The organism is Thermodesulfobacteriota bacterium, assembly GCA_035559815.1.
GTDB lineage: Bacteria > Desulfobacterota_D > UBA1144 > Nemesobacterales > CSP1-2 > DATMAT01.
This window is the reverse complement of record DATMAT010000051.1, coordinates 33,972-56,227: the sequence shown is the minus strand read 5'-3', so window position 1 is coordinate 56,227 and position 22,256 is coordinate 33,972. Positions and strand designations below refer to the sequence as shown.

Annotated in this window: 18 protein-coding genes and 1 pseudogene; 2 read left to right on the top strand and 17 right to left on the bottom strand. The window is 48.5% G+C overall.

The features are described 5' to 3' along the window. Nucleotides 1-59 precede the first annotated feature (59 nt). The 10 genes from VNN20_13055 to VNN20_13010 all read right to left on the bottom strand — a co-directional run bounded on the left by VNN20_13055 (nucleotide 60) and on the right by VNN20_13010 (nucleotide 11,144). A complete protein-coding gene (locus VNN20_13055) occupies nucleotides 60-1,412 on the bottom strand; it encodes an FAD-dependent oxidoreductase (protein ID HWP93114.1) in 1,353 nt (450 codons plus the stop codon). 276 nt (nucleotides 1,413-1,688) lie between these two features. Further along, nucleotides 1,689-2,819, bottom strand: a complete 1,131-nt coding sequence (locus VNN20_13050) for an MSMEG_0568 family radical SAM protein (GenBank protein HWP93113.1) — start codon at nucleotides 2,817-2,819, stop codon at nucleotides 1,689-1,691. Between the two features lie 153 nt (nucleotides 2,820-2,972). Next, nucleotides 2,973-3,464, bottom strand: coding sequence for an MSMEG_0572/Sll0783 family nitrogen starvation response protein (locus VNN20_13045; GenBank protein HWP93112.1), 492 nt, complete (start codon nucleotides 3,462-3,464; stop codon nucleotides 2,973-2,975). A gap of 157 nt (nucleotides 3,465-3,621) precedes the next feature. Further along, the gene (locus VNN20_13040; GenBank protein HWP93111.1) at nucleotides 3,622-4,467 is read right to left on the bottom strand and encodes an amidohydrolase family protein; all 846 of its coding nucleotides are present in this window, start codon (nucleotides 4,465-4,467) and stop codon (nucleotides 3,622-3,624) included. Between the two features lie 432 nt (nucleotides 4,468-4,899). After that, nucleotides 4,900-5,838 (bottom strand): carbamate kinase, encoded by a 939-nt coding sequence (arcC, locus tag VNN20_13035; GenBank protein ID HWP93110.1) that lies wholly within the window; start codon nucleotides 5,836-5,838, stop codon nucleotides 4,900-4,902. 47 nt (nucleotides 5,839-5,885) lie between these two features. Then, nucleotides 5,886-7,448 carry an acyl-CoA synthetase FdrA gene (gene fdrA / locus VNN20_13030; protein HWP93109.1) on the bottom strand — a complete coding sequence of 521 codons (1,563 nt, stop codon included), beginning with the start codon at nucleotides 7,446-7,448 and terminating at the stop codon, nucleotides 5,886-5,888. A 114-nt stretch (nucleotides 7,449-7,562) separates the two neighbouring features. Then, on the bottom strand, nucleotides 7,563-8,828 hold the full coding sequence (locus tag VNN20_13025) for a DUF1116 domain-containing protein (protein HWP93108.1): 1,266 nt from the start codon (nucleotides 8,826-8,828) through the stop codon (nucleotides 7,563-7,565). 121 nt (nucleotides 8,829-8,949) lie between these two features. Then, nucleotides 8,950-9,537, bottom strand: coding sequence for an XRE family transcriptional regulator (locus VNN20_13020; protein ID HWP93107.1), 588 nt, complete (start codon nucleotides 9,535-9,537; stop codon nucleotides 8,950-8,952). A 43-nt stretch (nucleotides 9,538-9,580) separates the two neighbouring features. Beyond that, nucleotides 9,581-10,579 (bottom strand): sll0787 family AIR synthase-like protein, encoded by a 999-nt coding sequence (locus VNN20_13015; GenBank protein HWP93106.1) that lies wholly within the window; start codon nucleotides 10,577-10,579, stop codon nucleotides 9,581-9,583. Between the two features lie 115 nt (nucleotides 10,580-10,694). Beyond that, nucleotides 10,695-11,144, bottom strand: coding sequence for an MSMEG_0567/Sll0786 family nitrogen starvation N-acetyltransferase (locus VNN20_13010; protein ID HWP93105.1), 450 nt, complete (start codon nucleotides 11,142-11,144; stop codon nucleotides 10,695-10,697). Between the two features lie 349 nt (nucleotides 11,145-11,493). Between VNN20_13010 and VNN20_13005 the strand changes: the two genes are divergently transcribed. Then, on the top strand, nucleotides 11,494-11,718 hold the full coding sequence (locus VNN20_13005) for a hypothetical protein (protein HWP93104.1): 225 nt from the start codon (nucleotides 11,494-11,496) through the stop codon (nucleotides 11,716-11,718). Nucleotides 11,719-12,039: 321 nt separating this feature from the next. Here the strand turns inward: VNN20_13005 and VNN20_13000 are convergent, their stop codons facing one another. Continuing rightward, a complete protein-coding gene (locus VNN20_13000; protein HWP93103.1) occupies nucleotides 12,040-13,395 on the bottom strand; it encodes a sodium:alanine symporter family protein in 1,356 nt (451 codons plus the stop codon). A 581-nt stretch (nucleotides 13,396-13,976) separates the two neighbouring features. On the opposite strand from VNN20_13000, the gene VNN20_12995 reads away from it, so the two are divergent. Continuing rightward, the gene (locus VNN20_12995; protein ID HWP93102.1) at nucleotides 13,977-14,759 is read left to right on the top strand and encodes an ABC transporter permease; all 783 of its coding nucleotides are present in this window, start codon (nucleotides 13,977-13,979) and stop codon (nucleotides 14,757-14,759) included. Nucleotides 14,760-15,377: 618 nt separating this feature from the next. Here VNN20_12995 and VNN20_12990 read toward each other — a convergent pair. The 6 genes and pseudogenes from VNN20_12990 to tnpA form a co-directional block, all read right to left on the bottom strand. Continuing rightward, nucleotides 15,378-15,758, bottom strand: coding sequence for a nuclear transport factor 2 family protein (locus tag VNN20_12990; protein HWP93101.1), 381 nt, complete (start codon nucleotides 15,756-15,758; stop codon nucleotides 15,378-15,380). A 458-nt stretch (nucleotides 15,759-16,216) separates the two neighbouring features. Beyond that, nucleotides 16,217-16,891 carry a phosphoribosylanthranilate isomerase gene (locus tag VNN20_12985; protein HWP93100.1) on the bottom strand — a complete coding sequence of 225 codons (675 nt, stop codon included), beginning with the start codon at nucleotides 16,889-16,891 and terminating at the stop codon, nucleotides 16,217-16,219. Between the two features lie 365 nt (nucleotides 16,892-17,256). After that, the gene (locus tag VNN20_12980) at nucleotides 17,257-17,451 is read right to left on the bottom strand and encodes a type II toxin-antitoxin system VapB family antitoxin (protein HWP93099.1); all 195 of its coding nucleotides are present in this window, start codon (nucleotides 17,449-17,451) and stop codon (nucleotides 17,257-17,259) included. Between the two features lie 314 nt (nucleotides 17,452-17,765). Continuing rightward, nucleotides 17,766-18,380: pseudogene (locus VNN20_12975) on the bottom strand (dihydrofolate reductase family protein). Nucleotides 18,381-19,100: 720 nt separating this feature from the next. Further along, entirely contained in the window at nucleotides 19,101-21,662 is a 2,562-nt protein-coding gene (locus VNN20_12970; protein ID HWP93098.1) for a GIY-YIG nuclease family protein, read from the bottom strand. A 214-nt stretch (nucleotides 21,663-21,876) separates the two neighbouring features. Then, the gene (gene tnpA / locus VNN20_12965) at nucleotides 21,877-22,191 is read right to left on the bottom strand and encodes an IS200/IS605 family transposase (GenBank protein HWP93097.1); all 315 of its coding nucleotides are present in this window, start codon (nucleotides 22,189-22,191) and stop codon (nucleotides 21,877-21,879) included. Nucleotides 22,192-22,256: the final 65 nt, after the last annotated feature.

Below are 22,256 nucleotides of genomic sequence, written 5' to 3'. Positions count from 1 at the left end.
CATCTTGTATCTTGTTTGTTTTCAGTCGAGTTAATCTCTCTAAATTCGTGGTTAAACCTTTACTTGTTTCCCTTCTTCAACTCCGCCAGCCCGGCCTGGGCGGCCAGGGCAATAGGCTCCATCAGCGCTCCAATCGGAGGGGAATACACATTCTCCATCCAGGCGTAGTCGTGTAGCGTAGCCCCACGCTTTATGGTAAATGCCAGAAAGTCAGCCCTTTCTTTGATCCCCTCTCCACCGGACATCTGAGCGCCCATCACCCGAAGTGTTTTAGGGTCGGCAATCAGCTTCACCCGTATCCTGCTCACACCCGGGTAGTATCTAGCTCTTGAAATTCCTACGGCTACTGCGACAAAATGAGGTATACCCAGAGCCTTATGCAACGTCTCCCCCATAGAGACCCCACCCATCTGCACCTTTCCACCAACCATTCCCCAGGGCACGTAAACCGGGTCGTAGGCACGCTCCTCTCCAGCCGCATTCGCTCCGGCCACCCTTCCCTGTGAATAAGCGTGACTTCCGGAAAGACCCTGAATAGGAAGGTCGGTAACACCGTGGATAACCTCAGCACAGTCTCCGACGGCGTAAACATCCTTCACCGACGTCCGCATGTGGTCATCCACCACCACCCCACCGGTCGAGCCGATCTTCAACCCCGCCTCCCGTGAAAGCCGGTTATTCGGCTTTTTATTCGTGGCAACCACAACCACATCGCAATCTATATCACCATCAGTGGTAACAACGGATTTTACCCTTCCGTCTGAACCCCTGAATTCAAGAACCTTGGTCCCGAAATGGATCTTCACCCCAAGCTCTTCTAAAGATTTCTGCACCGGCTCCATGATGTCCGGGTCGGCGACCTTAGACATAAGCCAGGGGCCTTCGTCCACAAGATGGGTTTCAAGCCCTCTATGGGCCAGATTTCCGGCCATTTCGATCCCCAATGGCGTAGCCGCTACCACAACTACCTTCTTAATCTGGTCGAGAATCTTATCAAACTCCATCGCTCGACGGATGTTTTTAACATAATGAATCCCCTCTAAATCAACACCAGGGATTTCCGGTTTCTCATATTCAAACCCGGTGGCTATCACCAGCCGGTCCCATGGGAACTCTTGAGAGCCGACGCTTACCGTGCGTTTATTAATGTCGATCCCGGTAACCGTGGTTTGCAGCCTCAAATCGATTCCTATCTGAGCGTAATGCTCCGAGGTTTGAAGAAAGAGGCTCTCAAAGCTGGGAATCTCCCTACCGTGAACGAAAGGAATGCCGCAAGGGCTGTAAGCTACGTCCTCATATTCGGTAAATAGAGTAACGGAGGCGTCCGGGTTGACGTTCTTTGCCGTCGAGGCGGCAGAAATTCCGCCAGCCCCGCCACCTATTACGATTATGCGAAGATTGTTTTGTGCCATGTTCATTTCTCCTCACTCACATTAGAAATTACTTTTATACTCCCTCCCACCCAAGAGTAAACTCATTTAGTAAAGTGGATATTGCGGATATATATATCTCCGCTCGTCCTGAGCTCGTCGAAGGGCGCCTTCATAAGCTAGAGAGAATACTTTCCATCCTTCGACAGGCTCAGGATGAATGGGTTATTAATCCTACATAGCACCTTTTCTTTCCTATAATTCACACGCCTTCCGATAATATACGGAAAGAAGCAAATTAACCTATATTCAAATAATTCAACTCACATTTATAGTCCTTGCGAATTTCTTAAACCTCACGTTGCCCGGGTTCAAAGCCTTTTCGAAATCGGGAAGCGCCGAGCATTCACCGCAGCTTACACATCCGGCCTTGCTGCTCTTCGAGCGTCCATCGTATTTAGAAAGTATCTTCGCTGCTTCGGTGTAAACATACTCCATCACCTCCGGCTTGGGAGGCTTTACATTCTCCATCGGCGTGCCGGCAATCGGACGAAACGGAACTATGAACGGATAGACCCCAATTTCAGCGCACAGAGCGACACCCTGTGTAACTGTCTCCAGTCTCTCTCCCAATCCGACTAGAATATAAGTGCTCACCTGCCATCGGCCAAAGACGCTAACCGCCTCCTTCCATGTTTCCACATAACGGTTGAACCCGATCTTCGCCTTCCCCGGCGTTACCTTCTCGAAGACATCGGGGTCAAATGTTTCTATGTGGACTCCCAAAGCGTCCACACCTGAATCCTTCAAACGCCTTAGCCAGGACAGGTCTTCCGGCGGAATTATTTGAAGCTGAATGGGAAGCCCGGTTGCCCTCTTCACCTCCGAGCATATTTCCGCATATTTGGCCAGAGCCTTCTCTTCATCTTTAGCCACTCCCGAGGTAAAGACTATATTGGAGATTCCGTCCAGCTCCTTGGCTAGCAATATAGTCTCGACCAGACTCTTAGCATTCTTAAACCCGACCGTGCTTCTATCCTGGAGTGTAAGCTCGATTCCGCAAAACTGGCATCTCCTCCAGTCTTGCCAGAAATCGCAGGTCTGAAGGAGCGTCGTCGCAAAAGTGGTTGGGCAATGAAGGAGTCCCATACGCTGCATCGGTATTCCACTCGATGTTTTGTGCTGGTAGAACCTGGCCGCACCCATCAGTTCAACCTGGGCCAGGGCGACCTCGTCCCGGAATATCCAATATTCACCGTTTATCTGGTCGAGGTGATATGGAGAAGTATCAAGAAAATCGCCTACTACCGGGATATTGGCCTCACAGTCAGGAAGGATTTTTAGATGAATCCCTCCGGTTGGTCCCGCTCCCCCTCTCCTTATGTCCCTGGTATCCGGAATCTTAAGACCATAACTCTGTAGCTCCACTTTCAGGGTCTTCGAATCCATAGTCCCCTCCTTCAGTTGCAGATTGACGATTGCAGATCGTGAGATACATTATCAGCCACAGAGTGCACAGAGGATGAAGAGAATAGTAAAGTTCTTACTTTTCTCTGTGTCCTCTGTGGCCAGAAAAAGCCTTTATATCCACAATCAGTATAACTAAACAGTCCAGGTGCTGAAAATCATCGCGCCCGCTCTGGCATGTTCGATGGTTATGTCCAGGATGTCGGTCGGATGTATTGGTCTAACACCCTCGAGCATATCCTCTTCCCTCACGCCGATAAGACAGGCGGCAGAGAAACGGCAGGCATAAACCTTTATTCCCTCACTGATCATCCTTTGAACCAGATTGGGATAGAGCTGAATACCCGCACCATAACCGTCGTCTCCGATGTTGGGCCAGCCCCGGTAAACCGGGATAGCGGATGCCGGGCCGTAGAAAACGACGCTCACATCGTAACCTTTTCTCTTACACCTTATAGCCGTAAGCATATTGATGCCGGCTACCGATCCCTCATACGGAACCGTATGGACGAGAAATAATGCCTTCTCTCCCGGGTTTGCTTTGTAATCCGGGAATACCTTCTCCTCATAATTAACAATCGCCTTTCCCTTTTGGGGTTTCTCTCCTTTTACTCGCTCTACAGCCATTTTGCATTACCTCCTTTTTTGTTTTCTCAAAATTTTGCCACTAATGAACACGAATTTACACGAATAGAAAACATTATCTTCATGAGTTTTTTGCACAAGCTTTTTTCATTCGTGCTCATCTGTGTCAATTCCTGGCTACTGGCTAAACAAAAACCTCTTACCTAGAATAAAGCTTCTGGGCGTTTTCCCAGAAGATCTTGTTTTTTAATTCTTCCGAAATCTTCGCTCCCTCGACCTTCCAGTACTCCGAGGGGAAATCCCCCCAGGGGGTGTCGGAAGCAAAAAGCACATTATCCGTGCCAATACCGGTGCGTTCTACCTCATATAGCAACCAGCGCGAGCCGAAGCCGATAGCCCAAGTGGTATCCGTGTAAACCTGATAGCCATCCTGGACAAGCTCTATGAATTTTGGGACGAGCCTTATGTGGCCGCTTACCCCGCCACCCATGTGAACTATATGGACCTTGATTCGCTTTCCATATTCCTTCACAAACTCAAAGGCATTTCCCACATCCGAGCCCCCGCCGGGACTGGTATGAATATGCAGGACAAGGTTATTCTCCTCAGCGGCTTTGACGATGCCTTCCCATATTCCCCTAACCGTCTCATCCCATTCGCTCGGTTTGTAGGTCCCGCCGAGAAGGCAGGTGGCTTTTAAAGCCACAATGCCCTTTTCTTTCACATGCTTTAAAGCCTCCTCGGTTCGCTCCTTGTCCTTGGCCATACCGGAAACCCATATGGCGCCGACAAGACGATCCGCCTTATGAACACTGTCAATCACCAGAGGATTGAGAGTAAAAGGTTGCGCGGAATCGGGCACGCCGTAATTGGAGATAACCATTGCCCGGTCTATCCCGTATTCATCCATGTGTTTTACGTATTCTTTCGAAGTTGGGTATTCGATTACAGTAGGTTTTACTGGTTCCTTAAGGTCATAGAACTTGTATGCGGCCAGTTCGCCAACATGGGAATGAGCATCAAACACTTTTCTGTTTACTTTCACTGGTATCACCTCCCAACTGCCGTATTTTACTGCTGTAACCCCTGTCGCTCTTATCTTAGTATAAAAGCAACGAAAGGGCAATCATGTACTTGCCATTTCTCTCCTTTTAATCACCTCCCTTTCTTAAAATGTGTATCGGCAAACTACATACCACTTTGCCGATACCGTGTTAAATCAACCTGACTTCTTACACAGGTTTAGAAAACCCCGCCCATCGGTATAAAGACTAGTGCACCAAAGGCCGAGAATTCTTGCCGTGCGCCTGAAAAATCCAAACCTCGGTTTCACTTTAACAACCCTCTTCCCTGAAGCTTCATTCAACACCTGCCCAATTTCTAGGCACATTGTTTTAAAAATAGACATTTTTTCATTTTATCCGTTCATCGCCCACACTCCCATACGCCCATACCCTCCCCCGTCCATATGTTTTCATCACGCCACAATCTCCGTTCCTCCCTCTCCTTTTATTGCCGCTTCGATACCCTCAAGCGAAGTTATGATTGTTTTCTTCCCGCCTGAATCGAGAAACCTTATAGCCGCCTCTATTTTAGGCCCCATGCTGCCCGGAGGGAAATGTCCTTCCTCCCAATATCGCTTGGCTTCATCGAGCGTGATTCTACCTAGTGTCTTTTGTTTAGGTGTTCCGTAAAAAATAGAAACTTGGCTGACCGATGTGATCAAAAGGAGTATCTCGGCATCAATTAAGCTGGCCAGCCTCTCCGCAGCAAAATCCTTATCGATCACAGCGGATACCCCTTTCAACACACCCTTCTTATCCCGAAGTACCGGGATTCCGCCGCCGCCGCATGATATCACCACAAAATTTTTCATTATCATCTCCCTGATTTCGTCTTTCTCCACTATATCCACCGGTTTTGGGGAGGGCACAACCCGTCTCCAGCCCCTTCCGGAGTCCTCCCTTACCTGCCACCCTCTTCCCCTCTCCAGTTCTTCTATCTCATCCTTATTAAAAAAAGGTCCGATAAACTTGGTAGGATTTTTAAAAGCGGGATCATCCTCCGATACCACTACCTGAGTCACCAGAGAGACAACCGATTTTTTTATTCCGTTCTTGGTGAACATGTTCCTCAGGCTCTGCTCGATCATATAGCCTATTTGCCCCTGGGTCATAGCATCACAAACATCCAGAGGCATCGGTGGAATATTGTCAGCCAGGGACTCCTGCTGCATGAGCAAATTTCCGACTTGCGGGCCGTTTCCGTGTGTGATAACGACCGTATAACCCCGATTGAATAGGCTGAGGATTTCCCTGCACATCTTGTCGGCTTTCATCATCTGCTCGGCATAGCTACTCTTGCCGCTAAAATCCATGAGAGCATTTCCGCCAAACGCCACTACCGCCACCTTCATCTATTTTCTCCCTTTTGTAGGGGCGACCGGCCGGGTCGCCCCTACTTTTAAACCTCTAACCCCTTCTTTCCCCTGGTTACAATCCAACCGGCAAACCTGGAGGCAAGAGCATTAGTCGGCAAGACCAACACTCCAGCACTTTTCAGTTTTTCCTCCTGTGACTTCAAATTCTGTGGGTCTTCTTCGGTTCCGCAGACATGGGCTACAAACGCTATCGAGCGTCCTTTGTTCCTTGCTATCTTTTTAGCCTCTTTAATAGCCGGGAGAAGGTCACCTGCCGGGTCGGAGCTGGCCACGTATCCCAGCACCACGTCCAAAAGTATTACCGCAGTGTTTGGGTCAGATGCTTCTTTTAATATTCGCTCATTTCTCTGTGTAGCATCTATCATCGGATGGGGACGCCCTTGGGTAAATTCCTCTTCTCCCAAATCAACGCAGGTGTGTTTCTTACTACGATTGGAATCCTCAAGCTTGTTTTCCTTATGGAGAGGGGCATTCGAGTAAATCCTTCCCAGTATGGGAGTAAGAACCTGTTGAGCTTCATAGCACAAAGTGCCACCGGAGAACAGGCCGCGAAGATAGCGTTGTTTTGCATCTAAAGATTTCATCAGCTTTTCTGCCGTCTTCTTAAAACTTCCATCTTTAGCAATTTCAAGCCCCTTTCCGTTTCCTTTCACTAATTTCGACGCTTCCAGTGCCGCCTGTTCAAGGGTGGAAGCATAAAGAATTTTTGAACCTGCCTCTCTTTTAGTTTTTTCTCCAATAAAACAAACTACTGCGCGTTTCTCGCCTTGCCCAACTACATCCAGCACCTTTTTAGCTATCCTCTCGGACGGCGGCTTGGACACAAGAAGAAGAACCTCGGTGCTTTCATCACTCTGGAGCATCTTTATAGCTTCTATTGCCATGATTCCGCCGACCTTCTCCGATAGATCTCTTCCGCCCAAGCCGATTGCGTGAGAGATGCCCGAGCCCCAGTTATGCACCAGGCTCGTAACTTCCTGCATACCGGTTCCCGCGGCTGCAATTACTCCCACCGGGCCTCTCCTCACCACATTGGCAAACCCAAGCCCGGCTCCGTTTATTATTGCCGTGCCACACCCCGGTCCCATCACCATGAGGCCGCGCTTCCTGGCTCTTTCCTTTAGTTCGATTTCCTCTTCCACAGTCAGGTTATCGCTGAAGAGGAAGGTATGAAGCCCTCTTTCGATTGCTTTTGTCACTTCCAGCTTTGCGTATTGACCGGGAAGGGAGATGATCGCCAGATTTGCCTGGGGCAGGGCGCTCAAAGCGGAGTCAAAGTTTTTGTATTCTCTTTTTGCGGCGATGCCGGCCATAGCCGGAGCGAGAAGGGAATCCAGCTTCTCCATCGCCTCTTTCGCACTGCTTTCGGAATCGGCCTCAATCGCCACAATCATATCGTTTGCGTTAGCCGAGTTCGGGGGTTCCTTGATTAGACCAGCGTCCATAAGCATCCTCAGGTTAGCTTCCGTCGCCATGATGGCGGAGGCCTTTATTACACCGGGTATGGCACCGAGCTTCTGGCTTATCTGCATAAGCTTCATCGAATCCTGGTAGTAGTTTTTCTTGACCGTGCTGACTATTGCCAATTTCTTATTCCATTTTAGATTTAGCCACGAATTAACACGGATTAACACTAATGAAAAATCATTTAGAAGATAAATAATTCGTGAGCATTTGTGTTCATTCGTGGCCAATTAAAACTATGCTGCTAAATTGTATTTTTCTCCGAAAGCCATAATTGCCTTGGTAAAACATTCATAAGGAGCCTTAACAATCCCAGCACCGATTTGTCCCGTTCCTGAACTCTTATGAACCACTGCGCTATTTATGCTAGGGAGAACGCCTGTCTCTACCACCTTCCGAATATCAATACCGGTACGGGTTCCCTCAAAATCCAAAACCGGTATGGCAAATTTAGGGTTTCTGGCAATGGTTATCCGGTCCATCTGTTTCGTTATCTCCACCGCCTCTTGAAAACCGCCACCGGCAAAAGAAGCCATGGCCGGCGCAGCGGCGATGGCAAACCCGCCCAGTCCCATGGTTTCTATGATCGAGCTATCTCCGATATCCGGGGCGCCGTCGTCCGGCCCGTATCCGGGATTGTAAAGTGCATCCAAAAGAAATGGGGCCGAAGCCGTGAACCAGGTATCTCCCAAGCCGCTTACCCTTATCCCGAAGTCAGTGCCATTTCGAGACATGGCAGTTACGACCGTAGAGTCTTTTATATCGCGAGCGGCATCCATGGCCAGCTTGCACCCGGTCATGGTTAAATTGAGGAAGAAATGGCTGTTTCCGGCGATAAAACGATAGGTCTGAATTAAAACTTCCGTCGGCGAATCTATGGAGATGAGAGGTTCGACAATGTTTTTAAGAAAAATATTAGTAGAGGCGGCGTGGCGATTATGACACTCGTCCCCCATCTGAATTCCTTGGGCGAGGATATTCCAGATAGGAATGCCTCCCGTTTTAGCCACTGTCTTTTTCATCGCTGGGGCGAATACATCTCGCATCCACTTGAGGCGGTCAATAGTCTCCTTCCCCACGGCGCCAAACCACAGAACCTTACCTCCACCCTCGTTGAAGGTGGAGTAAGCCGTTTTTCCAAACGTCAAATCTTTTGTGACGATCACCGGCATGGACGGAGAGATGATTCCGGTCATCGGGCCTACGGCATCGTGGTGATGGTTAGGAGAAAGCTTTACCTTTTTTGTCCTCATCAAATCCTCAGCCTGCCGGTCATCAGACGCTAAGCCCTCAAATATAAGAGCGCCTCTTACCGCTCTTTTCATCGGGTCGCACATCCTCTCCCACTCAACCGGCGGTCCGGCGTGAAGCACGGTATTCGGAGTCATACCCGGAATTACCTTGATTGCGGTGTCAACGTCTATAAAGACAGGTTCGACGGAAAGAATCCTCTCTACCGCAATCTTATTGGCCTCGTTTATCCTTTCACCCAGATATTTCATTGGCTTGATACCCTTTACTCCTTCCCCCTTTACGGGGGAGTAAGGTGGGGGTTAATTTATATTTACCCCATCCTAACCTTTTATTTCCATTTGATGTACACTGCACATCAAATAAGACAGGTTACGACGGCGGTACAGCCAACACCCATAATAACTTTGCTTGAACATTGCCCACGTTTTTCCAGCTATGCTCCTGATGCGTCCGGAAATGCAGGCTGTCGCCTGGAGTTAAAATATAAGTTTTATCTTTCACCTTGAATTCCATTTTTCCCTGGAGACAATAAACCAGTTCCTCTCCGCGATGGCTCATCGGTTTTCTCCCGCTCGATGCACCTACTTCGACCACCGAGTAAGCGGCAGTCATCATGAAATCTCCATATTTCTTGGCGGAAATACCCTGTAAATCTAGTCCCTTCTTGAATGTGAAAATAGCCTCCCGTCTCCTAGCGGGGACAAAGACAACATCCTTGTCTTCCCTTTCCTCTTCTATGAAGTAGCTGACCTTCTTTCCCAGCGCATCGGCAATCTTCATCATCGTGGTTATGGTCGGGATTATGCCGTTTGATTCAATCTTATGAATCCCCGCTGCGGAGATACCCGATTTCTCCGCTAAATCTTGCAGGGACCAGCCTTTTTCCATGCGGAGCGTTTTTATCTTTTCTCCCAGTTTCAGTATGATGCGGTCTACGTGATTTTTTTCTTCGTCCATTTATCTCCCTGATAATGTAGAGACACAAAATTTGTGTCTCTACTTATATTCCTCCTTTGGACCTTCGTGCCTTAGTGGTTGGACTATCGGCAAATCCAATCAAAGGCTCTCTACCAAAATCCCAGAAAAGATTCCTCTCACCGGCATCACTAAGGAGGAAAACCTGGTGATCGGTAGTCACTTTTCCTATCCTCTCAAACGCCAGTCCCAATTGTTTGAATCTCTCTTCTACTTTGTCGGTATTCTGGGGTCTCAACGATAAGATGAATCCGAAACTGGGAAATGTGAGCAACCAATCCTTTAAAGGCACTTCTAAAGGGGCGGGGATTTTATCAATGTAGATGTCCGCACCCTTTCCCGAACATTCAAGAAGCATCAGGACCGAGCCGATAAGCCCGGCCATGCTCACATCCTTCCCGGCATCGGCTAATCCCTCCTCCGCGATTTGGGGAAGGAGTTCCAACTGCATTAACGCTTCCTCGCCGCTCAAGTTGCTCGAAGAATCCCAGAAGTTAAACCCGGAATAAAACTTCCCATTAGGACTAAAAGCAAATATTAAATCGTCATCCTCTTTGGCCGAAAAACCGGAGATTAAGCTTTTAGCCTTGCCCAATATAAAAACGGATAGCGAGGAGAAATCCTTCTCTTCGGTCAGGTGTCCTCCCACCACCGGAACCCGGTAACGGGATGCGTTATCATTTATTCCTCGAAGCGCCTCGTTAATTTCGTCAGAATCTGAAGCAAAAAGAACATCCAGTATGGCTAGAGGTCTCCCCCCCATGGCGTAAATGTCGTTTACGTTAGTAAGTACCGACGTACGCCCGGAAAGGTAGGGATTGGATTTTAGTAGGGGTGGATAAACGCCTTCTGCGGCAAGAAGGAGATAACCGTCCGGGGTTTTTATGGCGGCGGCGTCGTCGCCGAGAATCACGTCATTGCCGTCAACTTTGCAAACTTGAGGGAATAAGTGCCATAGATTTCTCAGTTGGCCTTTCTGGCTTAATCGGGGAGAGGAACGTAAGGCCGAAATTAGCTCTCGCATCTAATCTCCTTTATCTTTAGCCACGAATTGACACAAATGAACTCGAATAAAAAACAAACAATCTTAAGTTATTTTATTTGTGATAATTCGTGTTCATTCGTGGCCAAAAATCTTCCTAACCCGAATCCAGATCGGCTTCCATCAACTGATGAGGAAGGCCATGATAGGTAATCGGTTCTCCAATGGTCTTCCATCCAAGCCTTTCGAAGAATCTCACGTTCTGAGGCTGTACATAGGCCAGGAACTTCTTACAATCCCTGGACTTTACGGTTTTCACCGCAAATCTCACCAGATTCGAGCCGACCACGCCATTTCGAAATCCAGGAGCGGCGCTTAGCCGTCCTCCTATCCAGGTATCGCCTTCCTTTCTGTAACACCTCACCGCTCCTACCGTCTTTCCCGTGGATTTCTCGATCGCCACTATATGTATCGCCTCTTTGTCGTACTCATCTACGTCAGTTTCCGGGAATATCTTCTGCTCATTCACAAAAACCTCATGACGAATACGGAAATATTCTTCCAATTCTTTGTCATTTTCTGCAATCTTGAATATAAATTCGGACATATCCGCCGAGACCAATATTCCGTCTACTATATTTCACACTCTATCAACTTTAGTAAACTAAGTCAAGTAGTTTTTTTCATTGTTTTTTTGACGAGCTTGCCGAAGGACGTACCTTTTAAGTTTAAATACATTCCATCTTTCGAGCCTGTCTTGAGCACGTTCGATAAACTCAGTGTAAATTCCACGAAGGAATGAGCGGATACGTATCCGCTGAATATGAAGTGCAGAAAGCCATATTAATCTTGAACCAGCAGCTTTTGAATAGTAAATAGAAATCTAGACCAAAATCTTGATTTCTTACTGAAAACAACCATGCTTTATTTAATAAATCAAAAGGAGCAACGTGAAAATGAGACGAAAGGTCGGAACCGCTTTAGATGAAAAAGTTATTACGGCACTTAAGGTAATCGCTGCAAAAGAAAAAAGGAAGTTATCCGATGTTATTGAAGAAGCACTGATACAATACCTGCAGAGAAAGCGGGGAAAAACGGTTGAGCGGACCAGAGGAGCAATTCCAGCATCTCCAGATGTAGTAAAAGCAATTTTAGAGGAAGAGTCTTTTTATGAAACTTAACCAGATTAAAACAGGAGAAACAGTCTTCATTGATTCTAATATCTTCATATACCATTTTACTGGAGTTTCCGAAGAATCTACGCTATTTCTTATCAAGAGAAAGGCTTTAGAATTGTCAAGGAACTAGTTAATAAGTTTATGGAGTGGGAACGCAAAGGTGCATGCGGCATCATTAAAAAGAGTTCTATGCCTCCAGAGGTAGTCAATGTATATGAGAAGTATATAAATGACGAAATAGACGAAGATCAAGCAAAGAGAATGCTAAAACTTATGGAACCAATATTAAGAAAGCGACTGAGATAAATATATTTTTATAAAAACCTACCTCCCCTTTATCTCCATCTCCAAATACTTCTTCGTCTCCTCCACTACAACCCTGGAGAGGCCGAGGAGGCCGATGAGGTTCGGAAAGGCCATGAGGCCGTTCATAATATCGGCAAAGGTCCACACCAGGTCCAATTCAACTGTTGCTCCAACCAATACCATAATAGTGAAAACAACTCTGTAGGGTTTTACCGCCGGCTCTTTGAAAAGGTACTCTATAGCTTTTTCTCCGTAGTAACACCATCCGATAATGGTGGAATAGGCAAAAGAGGCTAGGCTTATAGCTACAATATCGTCACCAATCTGCTTGGGGATTCCCTGTTCGAATGCCAGCGTGGATAGGGAGGCTCCGGTCTGACCGCTAGTCCACACACCGCTTGCTATTATAACAACACCGGTAAACGTGCAGACGACGATTGTATCTATAAATGTCTGAGTCATAGAGACCAGTGCCTGCCTCACCGGATTCCTGGTCTGTGCGGCGGCCGCGGCTATCGGCGAGCTTCCAAGGCCCGATTCATTCGAGAAGATCCCTCTGGCAACCCCCATCCTCACCGTTTCCTTTATTGCCGCCCCCATGAATCCGCCGGCGGCAGCGGTCGGCGTAAATGCGTGATAGAAAATCAAGCGAAAGGCATCGAACACATTATCCCAGTGAATAATAATGGATATGGTTGCACCAAACATATAGAAAACTATCATGAAAGGAACGATCACACTTGCGGCCTTGGCGATGCTCTTGATTCCACCGATGATTACAAGCCCGGTGGCAATACACATGACCACTCCTGAAATCCAATGGGGTACACCAAAGGTTGAATTAATAGCATCGGCAACGGAGTTCGACTGAACCATGTTTCCGATACCAAATGCGGCAATGGAAGCAAATACCGCAAATAGAACTCCGAGCCACTTTAACCCGAGCCCTTTTGAGATGTAGTACATGGGCCCGCCGCTCATCGTACCGAACTTATCAACCTCTCTATATTTAACGGCGAGTACTGCCTCCGAATATTTTGTGGCCATGCCGAAGAGGCCGGTAATCCACATCCAGAACACCGCCCCCGGGCCGCCGGTAGCAATTGCCGTTGCCACCCCGGCGATGTTCCCGACTCCCACCGTTGCGGAAAGCGCAGTCATCAAAGCCTGGAAATGAGAGATGTCCCCTTCCGATTCCCTTTCTTCCTTTCTTTTTATCAATGCAATATATAATGAAGGAATCAGCGCGCGGAACTGAATGCCCCTTAAGATTATGGTCAGGTATATCCCCGTTCCCAGAAGGAGCACAATAAGAGGCAAACCCCATACGAAGCCGCTTATGTCGGAGAGTGTTTTTATCAGTGCTTGTTCCATTAAACTTTACCCCTCAGGTTTTGGTTTGGGTCTATACCTTATCATTTCTTGCCATTTCCAGAAAGGCATCGGTCTGAGCTTGTCCAAAATAAGAGATTGGTTGTCGCTAAAAGAGGGCGACTCACAATAATAGTATAAAAGCAATTATCTCCTTCCCCATTGTGGGTAGAGTCTGCCCTAGTCTTGACCAAGGATTCATGGTTCGACTCCGCTCACCATGAAGGCAGGTCTAAAACTCCCGGCAATGCCATGCCTTCACCCTGAGCGGAGGCGAAGGGTGAGGAGGGTTAAAAAGCTATTTCAACAAATCGGATTAGGATGGCACTTGCATAGCAAACATAAAAGGGGATGACCTGACTTTACAAAGACGTTTTTATCTACCTAAAGGCCTTGTTTTACTAGTATGGACCTCTTGTTTCTAGTTATTTTAGACAGCAGTACCATCGGTCATATTTTAATGTTGACAAGCCGTTTTAAGATTTTAGTATCTTAGGGAATGAGGGTGTATGGGTGTGTGAGCGTATGGGAGAATGGGCGTGGGGGGGGTGTGGGCGAGAATATGATGGTTGATTGGATAAAAGATGAATATAACTGAGGTTCTTCCTAACATTACCTACCGGTGCCGATGGGTATGGTACAGGAATCTAATCGTCTGGACCAAGTTTTATAAGTCTAGCCTAGTTGCCAACATCGGCGAGCCTGTTCTTTATCTTATCGCCCTAGGCTACGGGTTTGCACCGTTGATCCCGGATGTAAACGGCATGAGCTACATGCAGTTCATCGCTTCGGGATTAATATCCTACACAGCGATGAATGCCGCTAGCTACGAGTGCACATTCGGAGCGTATGCCCGAATGGTCGCTCAAAAAACATACGATGCCATAATATCAACCCCGGTAGATATCGACGAAGTGGTTGCCGGGGAGATTCTCTTTGCTACGACCAAAGCGGTTTTCTCAAGTCTGGCTATGATAATTGTACTTTTCCTTTTCAAACTCATCCCCTCTCCAACCGCTATACTCGTCCCCTTTGTCATTCTCCTTACCGGCTTCGCCTTTGCCTCAATGGCCATGCTTTTCACGTCGTTTTCTCAATCCTGGGATTTCTTCAGTTATTATTTCACGCTTCTTATCGCCCCGCTCTTTTTTCTTTCCGGTATTTTCTTTCCACTCTCCACACTGCCGGACTGGGTAAGTACGGTCGCCTGGTTTACACCTCTATACCACTCTACAGAGCTTGTGCGCGGGCTGGTAATGGGAGAGCTAAAACCGGGAATGGTTGAAAATGTACTCTGGCTTATAGTTTTTGGAATGCTGACGTTTATCTACGCGGTAGTGAGGATCAGGAAGAGGATAATTGTGTAGGGGGCAAACCTACCACGTCAAAAAAAATGTAAACACCAACATTAGACACCAACATTAGATATTACCGATAGTGTCAACAAAAGTTACGTAGATAAAGAGCGGTGATTCTCAGCCCGTCATTCTGAATGCCATGACTAAGTCAATAACACACCCCCTCGTTCTGAGCGGTGAGCTTGTCAATAATCCCGTTCGTCCTGAGCTGGTCCCCCGGTTTAACCGGGGGAAGGACGAACTCCTTAGGTTCTAAATTCATACTTCGACCAGGCTCAGTATGATGCTTCGACAAGCATGAGCGGTGGTTTATCCGCTGGTAAAGAGAAATAAAAATGCCCATTCATTCTGGAGCCGCAAAGCAGCGAAGAATCTGAATATTATTAGACGCTTCACTGAGTTTATTCCTTCATTTCACTCAGGACAAGCTCCGAGCATGGCGAAGGGTTCAGCATGACAACCATATTATTCAAAGAGTTTAGTCCGAGTTTGAACAAACGACCAAGTTGACAAATTTACGGGTAAGCATCGAAATTATTTCGTGGTGTATACCGATTTAACTTGTATTGACATTGTCCGTCAGATCAAATATAGACTTTCACATTTTCTTTTCTAACCATCCTATCTCTACATTCGCTCGACCCAAGGGGCGCGCCAATCGGGCGCCGGAAACGGCTTTGACCAGTATCCGACCTCCCTGGCAATCTTGCCGTCTCTCATTTCGAAAATGAACACGCACTGGTACGGCTCTCCGTCGCCGTAATCAAGGCTCGCTTCGAGCACCCAGAGGTCTCCCCTGCCGGTAATACGCCGGGGTGTAACCTTGGGTAGAGAGGGAAAGCGGTTATAGATTTCACGCCGGTTTTGCCCGCCGTTTATCCGCTCGCCGGACTGCGGCCATTCTATCACGGCATCTTCGGCAAATACATTGTCGAGCGCCGGGCGGTCGTTACCGTTTATCGCCGCTATCAGCGCCTCAACCGTAGTACGGTTCTCCGCATCACTCATGTGAGCCTCCTCAAATAGCTCTTTTGCCTGATGCTACAACAAGTCTAATTTCATGTCAATCAGAGAAATGGGGAATCACCTGGTAATACCCGTTGTAGTGCTAAAGCAAGCTCATTTGGATGATTCATACTGTTCCCTTACAGCTCCAAAAATAATCAGAGACTAAAAAACCATCCTGGTAAAACGAGGCCATAATCCTATTTGTGTAAATAGCTTTTAAAGCCCTTTATTTCCTCCCCCTTGATGGGGGACTAAGGTGGGGGTGTATTCATTTTTCCCCCCATCCTAACCTTCCCCCACATTGGGGGGAAGGAATTAAGGTGTTAGGACGTGTTTCTCCCATTAACAAGGGGAGAATTAAAGAGGGGTACTTATTCTTTATGAGCAATTGAAAATCTTTGATTACTATCAGGCGAACTCTGATAATTAACCCCTTATTTTTGATAAGCCGCTACTCCCTACTCAATAAGTCCAAATGCTTTTTGCGCCTCGGAAATGAATTTAGTGACAAGTGCCAGGTCTTTACGACCATCAGGATCCTCTACTCCGGTATGTGCGTCAACACCGGCAGGGCGAACCTTGGTGATTGCAGCCCGGACGTTCTCAGGAGTCAGTCCTCCGGCCAGGATGACCGGCTTCGGGGAAAGCTCCACCAGACGACGGCTTACCGCCCAATCATGGGTTTTACCGGTGGCACCTGTTCGGCCAGTATTCGGGTCGTAGGTGTCGGTAATAAACGCATCAACAAAATGATGGAACCGGGAAACCTCTTTCTCCAGTTCACTCAAATTATTCATCCGGACTATAAGGCTCTTAATGATGAACAAATGTGGTCTCCGATTCCGAATATTTTCTAAATTGGTTTCTGATATTGGGCCATGGAGTTGAACCCCTCCCACGCCGAGATAATCGGAGAAATCAACGACCTCATCGCTATCGTCGAGATATGTAATAAGTACAGTTGCTACGCTTGAGCCTATTGAGCTTATGATCGATTTAGCTTCTGATTCCGACAGGTCTTCACGGCCGCCAGAAATACGAAGAGGAAAACCAATGTGCGTAACCCCGGCTTTACAAAGGAGAGCGGCCTCCTCCTTGTCAATTACCCCGGCAATTTGAATGATCGGATGCATCGTGATTGATAAGCTATGTAAGCGGTATAATGACTGAAATGTAATAGTCAGGGTTCAATCAAACAGACTGCGCCTTGCAAGTGGCGTCTGATAGAACGATTTTACTTTTCTAAATGTCACTCTATGCCGTTCATTACATTCATAATAGACTCCGCAAAGGCCCCAGTTATCATGCTGAACGAAGTTAAGCATCTTAATATTAGATTCTTCGCCGCTTCGCATCTCAGAATGACAACAGTAGTATAAATTTAATGAGAGAATATAACCTGTTCAGAAGGCGTTTGGCAAATTAAGTCTTGATTATTACAACTTAAAATCGTGGCCGACTATTAACCGTACCGCAGGTGTCAAAAAGGACCATTTTCTCAGTTCCTCGTTCTTCTAAGAGGTATCTTGGTCAATTCTTTTTCCGCCCCACCCAATTTGGCCAGTTTTTTACTACTTTCCCTTGCGATTAAGATTTCCAAGCCCATATTAACCAACAACCATTTCCCCTTAATGCCGGTCAATTCCGACGCCCTTTTAAGCAATTCATCGTTTATGTTTAGTGTTGTCCTCATGGAATCTCCTTTCAGCAATATGCATTATTATATGCTTTAGTATGTTTTGATAGTATTCAACGGTCAATCGGTACCTATAAATTTGATCAGGGTAACATGATTAGCAGGAATAGAAAAAACCAAGTTCAGGTCAAGAAGAGAAAACGGGAAAAGCTAAAAAGAAATTTTGGGCTTCCCCAACTCGCTAATTACCCATGGAAAGCGTTCTTCAAGGAAAAAGGGGAAGTACCTTTTTCTTCTTTAAGTTGAATTCACAACCAAGACCTGACCCCCAGAGTTCTTCGCGCGGCCTAACGACCAAGCTCAGCGTTTTGTTAGGCCGCGCCATTGTCAGACGATTGCGACCCGACCGAGTCCTGCAGGGAAGGCCACCTTCTCGGCTCATACCGCATCGCCACCGCTCCCGAGGCAAACTCCAGCCGACTCACGAGCTTCAAGTCGAGATGCTTCGATAGCCCCGCGAACAACGTCGGCCCATGGCCCGCCAGCCTGGGATGCACGACGAACTCGTACTCATCGATCAATCCCAGCTCCGCCAGCGCCAGCGGGAGCTTCACGCCTCCCGTGAACAGTCACTTGCCCGGCTCCCGCTTGAGCTGCTGAACAGCCTGTCTCAGATCCCCGCGCACGAGCTCTGCGTTCCAATCGACCCGCTCCAGAGTGCTCGACACGACGTACTTCTTCGCCGCGTCGATCGTCCGGGCGAAGGGTTCCATCCAGGGTGTCATCCAATCAGGCCTCACTCCTGTCCGCGCCGGCGCCCGCCACGCTGCTTCCATCATTTCGTAAGTCACCCGGCCAAAGAGGAGGGCGTCGGCCCGCGCGAGGCTCTCGGCCCAGTAACGATGCAATTCTTCGTCCGTGAAACCTGCACGATGATCGCAGCACCCGTCCAAGGTGATATTGATGGAATACCGAAGGGGTCGCATGATGTGCTCCTGAAGCGGCCTAACTAATAATTAGACTGCAAAAATGCAGCATAATTCTCTACTAGGGGTGTTATTCTGCAAATCACTGCAAGTCATTGCTTAATCTAATTAGTACTCAGAATACAAAGAACCTGGTTTCGGGTCAAGAAGAGAAAACGGAAACAGCCCAAAAAGAAATTTTTGTCTCTCAGGCCACTAACTACCCATGGAAAGCGTTCTTCAAAAAAGGGGAGCGGACCTTTTCTTCGTCAAGCCTGAATTCACAACCAAGACCTGACCCTGGACTTCCTGATGTTGCCCCCAAATGCAAGATTCGCGAACTGATGGTTGTGAATGTCCGCAAAGCCTCGTAATTCCTGGGCCATCACCGGCATTTGTATTAGACTGGTAAACAGGCATGAAAACAGTAAACGTTTCATAACTTTAGGAAAGCCGCCCGGTTATCGATCGATGTTCGATCGGCTCGCCGAAATGCGAGCTCCGGTCCGATAACGCTGATAAGTCACGAGTTGTTTGAGTACGTCTATGTCGTGTTGTTTGTCGTTTTGCATTTGGTGTTCTCCTTTAAGGTTAACCAAGCTCTCTTTAGAGCCTAGCCGGTGGCCGCTTCCCCCTCGATCATTGCCCAGCCAATTGGCATCCTACCGCATCCTAACGCTCCGCATTAGCGGCGGCGCGCAGCACCGTCCGCTGCATGATGTTGTTAGGCCCGAGGTTTTTCTATTTTTGCTCATAACTCTCCGAGGGTTCATTGACGAATGTCGCCTCATACTCTTGGCGGCTCAAGACAGTGTCGTACAAACCTATGTATTCTTCATCGTGTCTGTTGACGCCGGTATAGACCAGGCTTGAATCTTCGTAGCGTTTGAATTTATACACCGCATCGTTCATCAGGGCACTGTTAAAGACATTGAGGCTAACCAGAAGCTCAAAATCTTCGACATTCAGGCCAGTCACGCGCTTGAAAAGCCCTGGTTCGAGTTTGGTGATTACATCACGGAGGGTATGTTCTCGGTAGTCGGTGAGATACATGAAAATGGGAATACGGGTGGCAAACTTGATGAGTTTTTCCTGAATCATCTTGCGCTTGCTCTTGTATTCCTTCTCGGCTCCGCTCAGTTCCCGCTTTTCTTCTCTGGTCAGTTGCCGGTCGTTGGCCTCGCGTTTTGCCTTTTTGACCGCCTCGGAACGGTTGATGATGGTCTCAATATCCTGATTCAGATTCCGGAAGCCTTCAATGCTCATCAAGGCAGCCATAGCCCTCTCATTTGCCATCAGGCGCGCCAGGGTTTCGTTGTCCACATTGACCAGCAGGGCGCTTTCCCAGCGGCGGGCTAGTAGGGTAGCGGTAGTGCCGCTCATCGCCATGTCCAGAATCCCTGCTGCGTCAATCTGTTTCATTGAACTGCCGTCGTACGCCAGCACCGGCAGGAAGCGAATAAACTCAGCCACTTTGACTTCCGGGCTGGCGGTTTCGTCCACGTTCAGGCGGCTGGCGTATTCTGCGATCTGGCGCAGAGCGCGGTCGGGGGCGAAGTCAAAGATGTAGCATTCCTGTTTGAGAATCTCCTCCTGGTTAGGGTGTTGCCCATCGGGATTTTTGATCGTCCACGGTGATTGCACGCGGAAGGCCGCCTGAAAGTAGGTCTCGGGGCTGGAGGAGTTGCGCAGCATAAAGATGCCCGTCCAGGGTCTGACCGTGACGCCAGTGGTCAACTTGCCGCACGTCAGGGTAATGGTTTTGGTCTTAAGGGGGTCGCCCATCGCCCGCAGCACTGGTTCCAGGGCAGCCACGCCGATGCCAGCCTCCGCGCCTGCGGCAACGATGACTTTGTAGTCGTGATAGAACCTGTTTTGCCGCTCTTCTAACAGGTTTTTCATCGCATGACAGGCGGCAACACTGGGCAAAAACCATAACGTATGCGTCAGGACGTTGAGCAGCCGCCGGTCGGAAAACGGCAGGGGCGGCCGCCGTTCTTTGCCAAGTTTCAGGTTATCCACTGTGGTAGGCAGAAAGGCACCGCGGATTAAATCCAGCCATTTCTGGACTTCGTCTTCATATTTGAAGCGGGCAAAGGGACCGTGACCGGTGGCGGAAAAGAAGGTGTTGAGGTCGAACTCATCGAACTCGCCTTGCAAGGCAATTTCGCGGATTTCATCCGGCAGTTGGTAGGTGAGCAGCACCATGCGCGGCAGCATAGCATAGGGGTTATCTGGGCCATTCCAACCCTCTTTCGCTTGTTGTTCGTCTGAATAGGTCCAGTTGAAAATCTGCTCTTCGATGAACTCGCCCGAGGCGATGGCGCGAAAGGGCGTGCCGGAGAGATAGAGATAATGGTCGCTGGTGATGGGCAGAAAATCTTCCAGTTCTTCATCGGCTTCTTTCAGAAATTCCGCTGCCTCGCCTTGGGCAAAGCGGATTTCTTCCTCCTCTTCGCCCTCGAACAAGTCTTTGGCTTTTTCGCGCCAGGCACCGTAGTGGTATTCATCCAGGATGACGCAGTCCCAGTTGGTGGTATGCACCCATTCATTCTTGGTTTTGATGCCGCCCGTGCTGGGATTCTTGCCCAGGTAATCTTGAAATGAGCCAAAACAAACGAGGGGGCGGCTTTTGTTGTAGCGTGGCAATCCGTCTGCCGGCAAATCCCTATTGGAGATGAACTGCCAGCCGGTAAAATCCACATGGCTTTTCAAGTCCGACTCCCAGGCGCTTTGCACAGCGGGCTTGAAGGTGAGCACCAGCACCTTCTTCCAGCCCATTTCCTTGGCTAACTGATAGGCGGCAAAGGTCTTGCCAAACCGCATCTTGGCGTTCCACAAGAAATGGGAAGGCTTGCCGGTGGTTTTCGGGTTGAACTGCCGGAAATAGGCGGCTGTCCTTTCGACGGCCCGCTGTTGTTCCGGCCGTATAGGAAAATCGAGGGTGCGCTGCTCTTCGTTCAGTTCTCCCCGCTGAATGGCCAGGATGGCAGCGCGCACATCCTGGGCGGTGCATTGAAACCACTCGCCCTGCGGATTCGGGATGCCCCGACTACGCAGATAGCGATGCACCTCGTGATCGGTAAAGACCGTGCCGTCGCTACGCATGGCCGATTCTTCCACCACGATGCGATAGGGCGGCTCGCCGGGGCGGGCGGTGGGATATTGCGCTGCCACCCGCTCGCGCACGTCTTTGGTGGTGTAGCCGATTTTCAGCAACCCCGCGTATTGCGGGTGCGTATCTTCGTAGGCGTAGATTTTGGGCGCCGCCGCCGGACGTTGGGGGAAGAATTCGTTAGGCATTGAGGGTATCTCCGTATCCTGGTTTTGGCGGGATAAATCTTGCGTCGATATATTTCGGCGGGATGTCTATGTTGCGCAAAACTAGCCAAAACAAAGCAATTTTATTCTTCGTCATCGCTTATCTCGTAAATGCCAAGCAATGTTTTATCCCGATGATGTTCTTTCTGTTTTGCGGCATAGGCCATAACGGTTTCCAACGACCTTTCGCCAATGGTCAGCGCGCCATAACCGCTCTGCCACTGAAATTGACCGTCACTACCAGCATATGATTGATGGCATAAGAGCTGGCGCCTTTAATTTGCCGCACGCATTCTGATACCGATACTTTGGGTGGTATGGACACCACTATATGCACATGGTCATCTACATTTCCGGCAGCATGGATTTTTAAGCCCAGTTCTTCTGCTTTGCGGTACAACACGCCATAGAACATCTTCTCGCGTTCACCGGTCAAAGTTGGCTGGCGGTCATAGGTTGACCAAATGAGATGATAGTGGAGGCGCCAATAGGTCATATCCTTTCCTTTCACTTATTCCCTGCAAACCTCTGCCGGAGCTGCATCACCAGCCCGCGGGGCTTCCATGCACCCAGACA

What these genes read in the sequence shown, in the direction of transcription:
- VNN20_13005 (HWP93104.1), top strand. Translation starts at nt 11,494, where the DNA reads ATGAGACGAAAGGTCGGAACCGCTTTAGATGAAAAAGTTATTACGGCA.
- VNN20_13050 (HWP93113.1), bottom strand. Translation starts at nt 2,819, where the DNA reads ATGGATTCGAAGACCCTGAAAGTGGAGCTACAGAGTTATGGTCTTAAG.
- VNN20_13020 (HWP93107.1), bottom strand. Translation starts at nt 9,537, where the DNA reads ATGGACGAAGAAAAAAATCACGTAGACCGCATCATACTGAAACTGGGA.
- VNN20_12970 (HWP93098.1), bottom strand. Translation starts at nt 21,662, where the DNA reads ATGCCTAACGAATTCTTCCCCCAACGTCCGGCGGCGGCGCCCAAAATC.
- VNN20_12995 (HWP93102.1), top strand. Translation starts at nt 13,977, where the DNA reads ATGAATATAACTGAGGTTCTTCCTAACATTACCTACCGGTGCCGATGG.
- VNN20_12990 (HWP93101.1), bottom strand. Translation starts at nt 15,758, where the DNA reads ATGAGTGATGCGGAGAACCGTACTACGGTTGAGGCGCTGATAGCGGCG.
- VNN20_12985 (HWP93100.1), bottom strand. Translation starts at nt 16,891, where the DNA reads ATGCATCCGATCATTCAAATTGCCGGGGTAATTGACAAGGAGGAGGCC.
- VNN20_13045 (HWP93112.1), bottom strand. Translation starts at nt 3,464, where the DNA reads ATGGCTGTAGAGCGAGTAAAAGGAGAGAAACCCCAAAAGGGAAAGGCG.
- VNN20_12980 (HWP93099.1), bottom strand. Translation starts at nt 17,451, where the DNA reads ATGAGGACAACACTAAACATAAACGATGAATTGCTTAAAAGGGCGTCG.
- VNN20_13015 (HWP93106.1), bottom strand. Translation starts at nt 10,579, where the DNA reads ATGCGAGAGCTAATTTCGGCCTTACGTTCCTCTCCCCGATTAAGCCAG.
- VNN20_13000 (HWP93103.1), bottom strand. Translation starts at nt 13,395, where the DNA reads ATGGAACAAGCACTGATAAAAACACTCTCCGACATAAGCGGCTTCGTA.
- arcC (HWP93110.1), bottom strand. Translation starts at nt 5,838, where the DNA reads ATGAAGGTGGCGGTAGTGGCGTTTGGCGGAAATGCTCTCATGGATTTT.
- VNN20_13025 (HWP93108.1), bottom strand. Translation starts at nt 8,828, where the DNA reads ATGAAATATCTGGGTGAAAGGATAAACGAGGCCAATAAGATTGCGGTA.
- VNN20_13010 (HWP93105.1), bottom strand. Translation starts at nt 11,144, where the DNA reads ATGTCCGAATTTATATTCAAGATTGCAGAAAATGACAAAGAATTGGAA.
- VNN20_13055 (HWP93114.1), bottom strand. Translation starts at nt 1,412, where the DNA reads ATGGCACAAAACAATCTTCGCATAATCGTAATAGGTGGCGGGGCTGGC.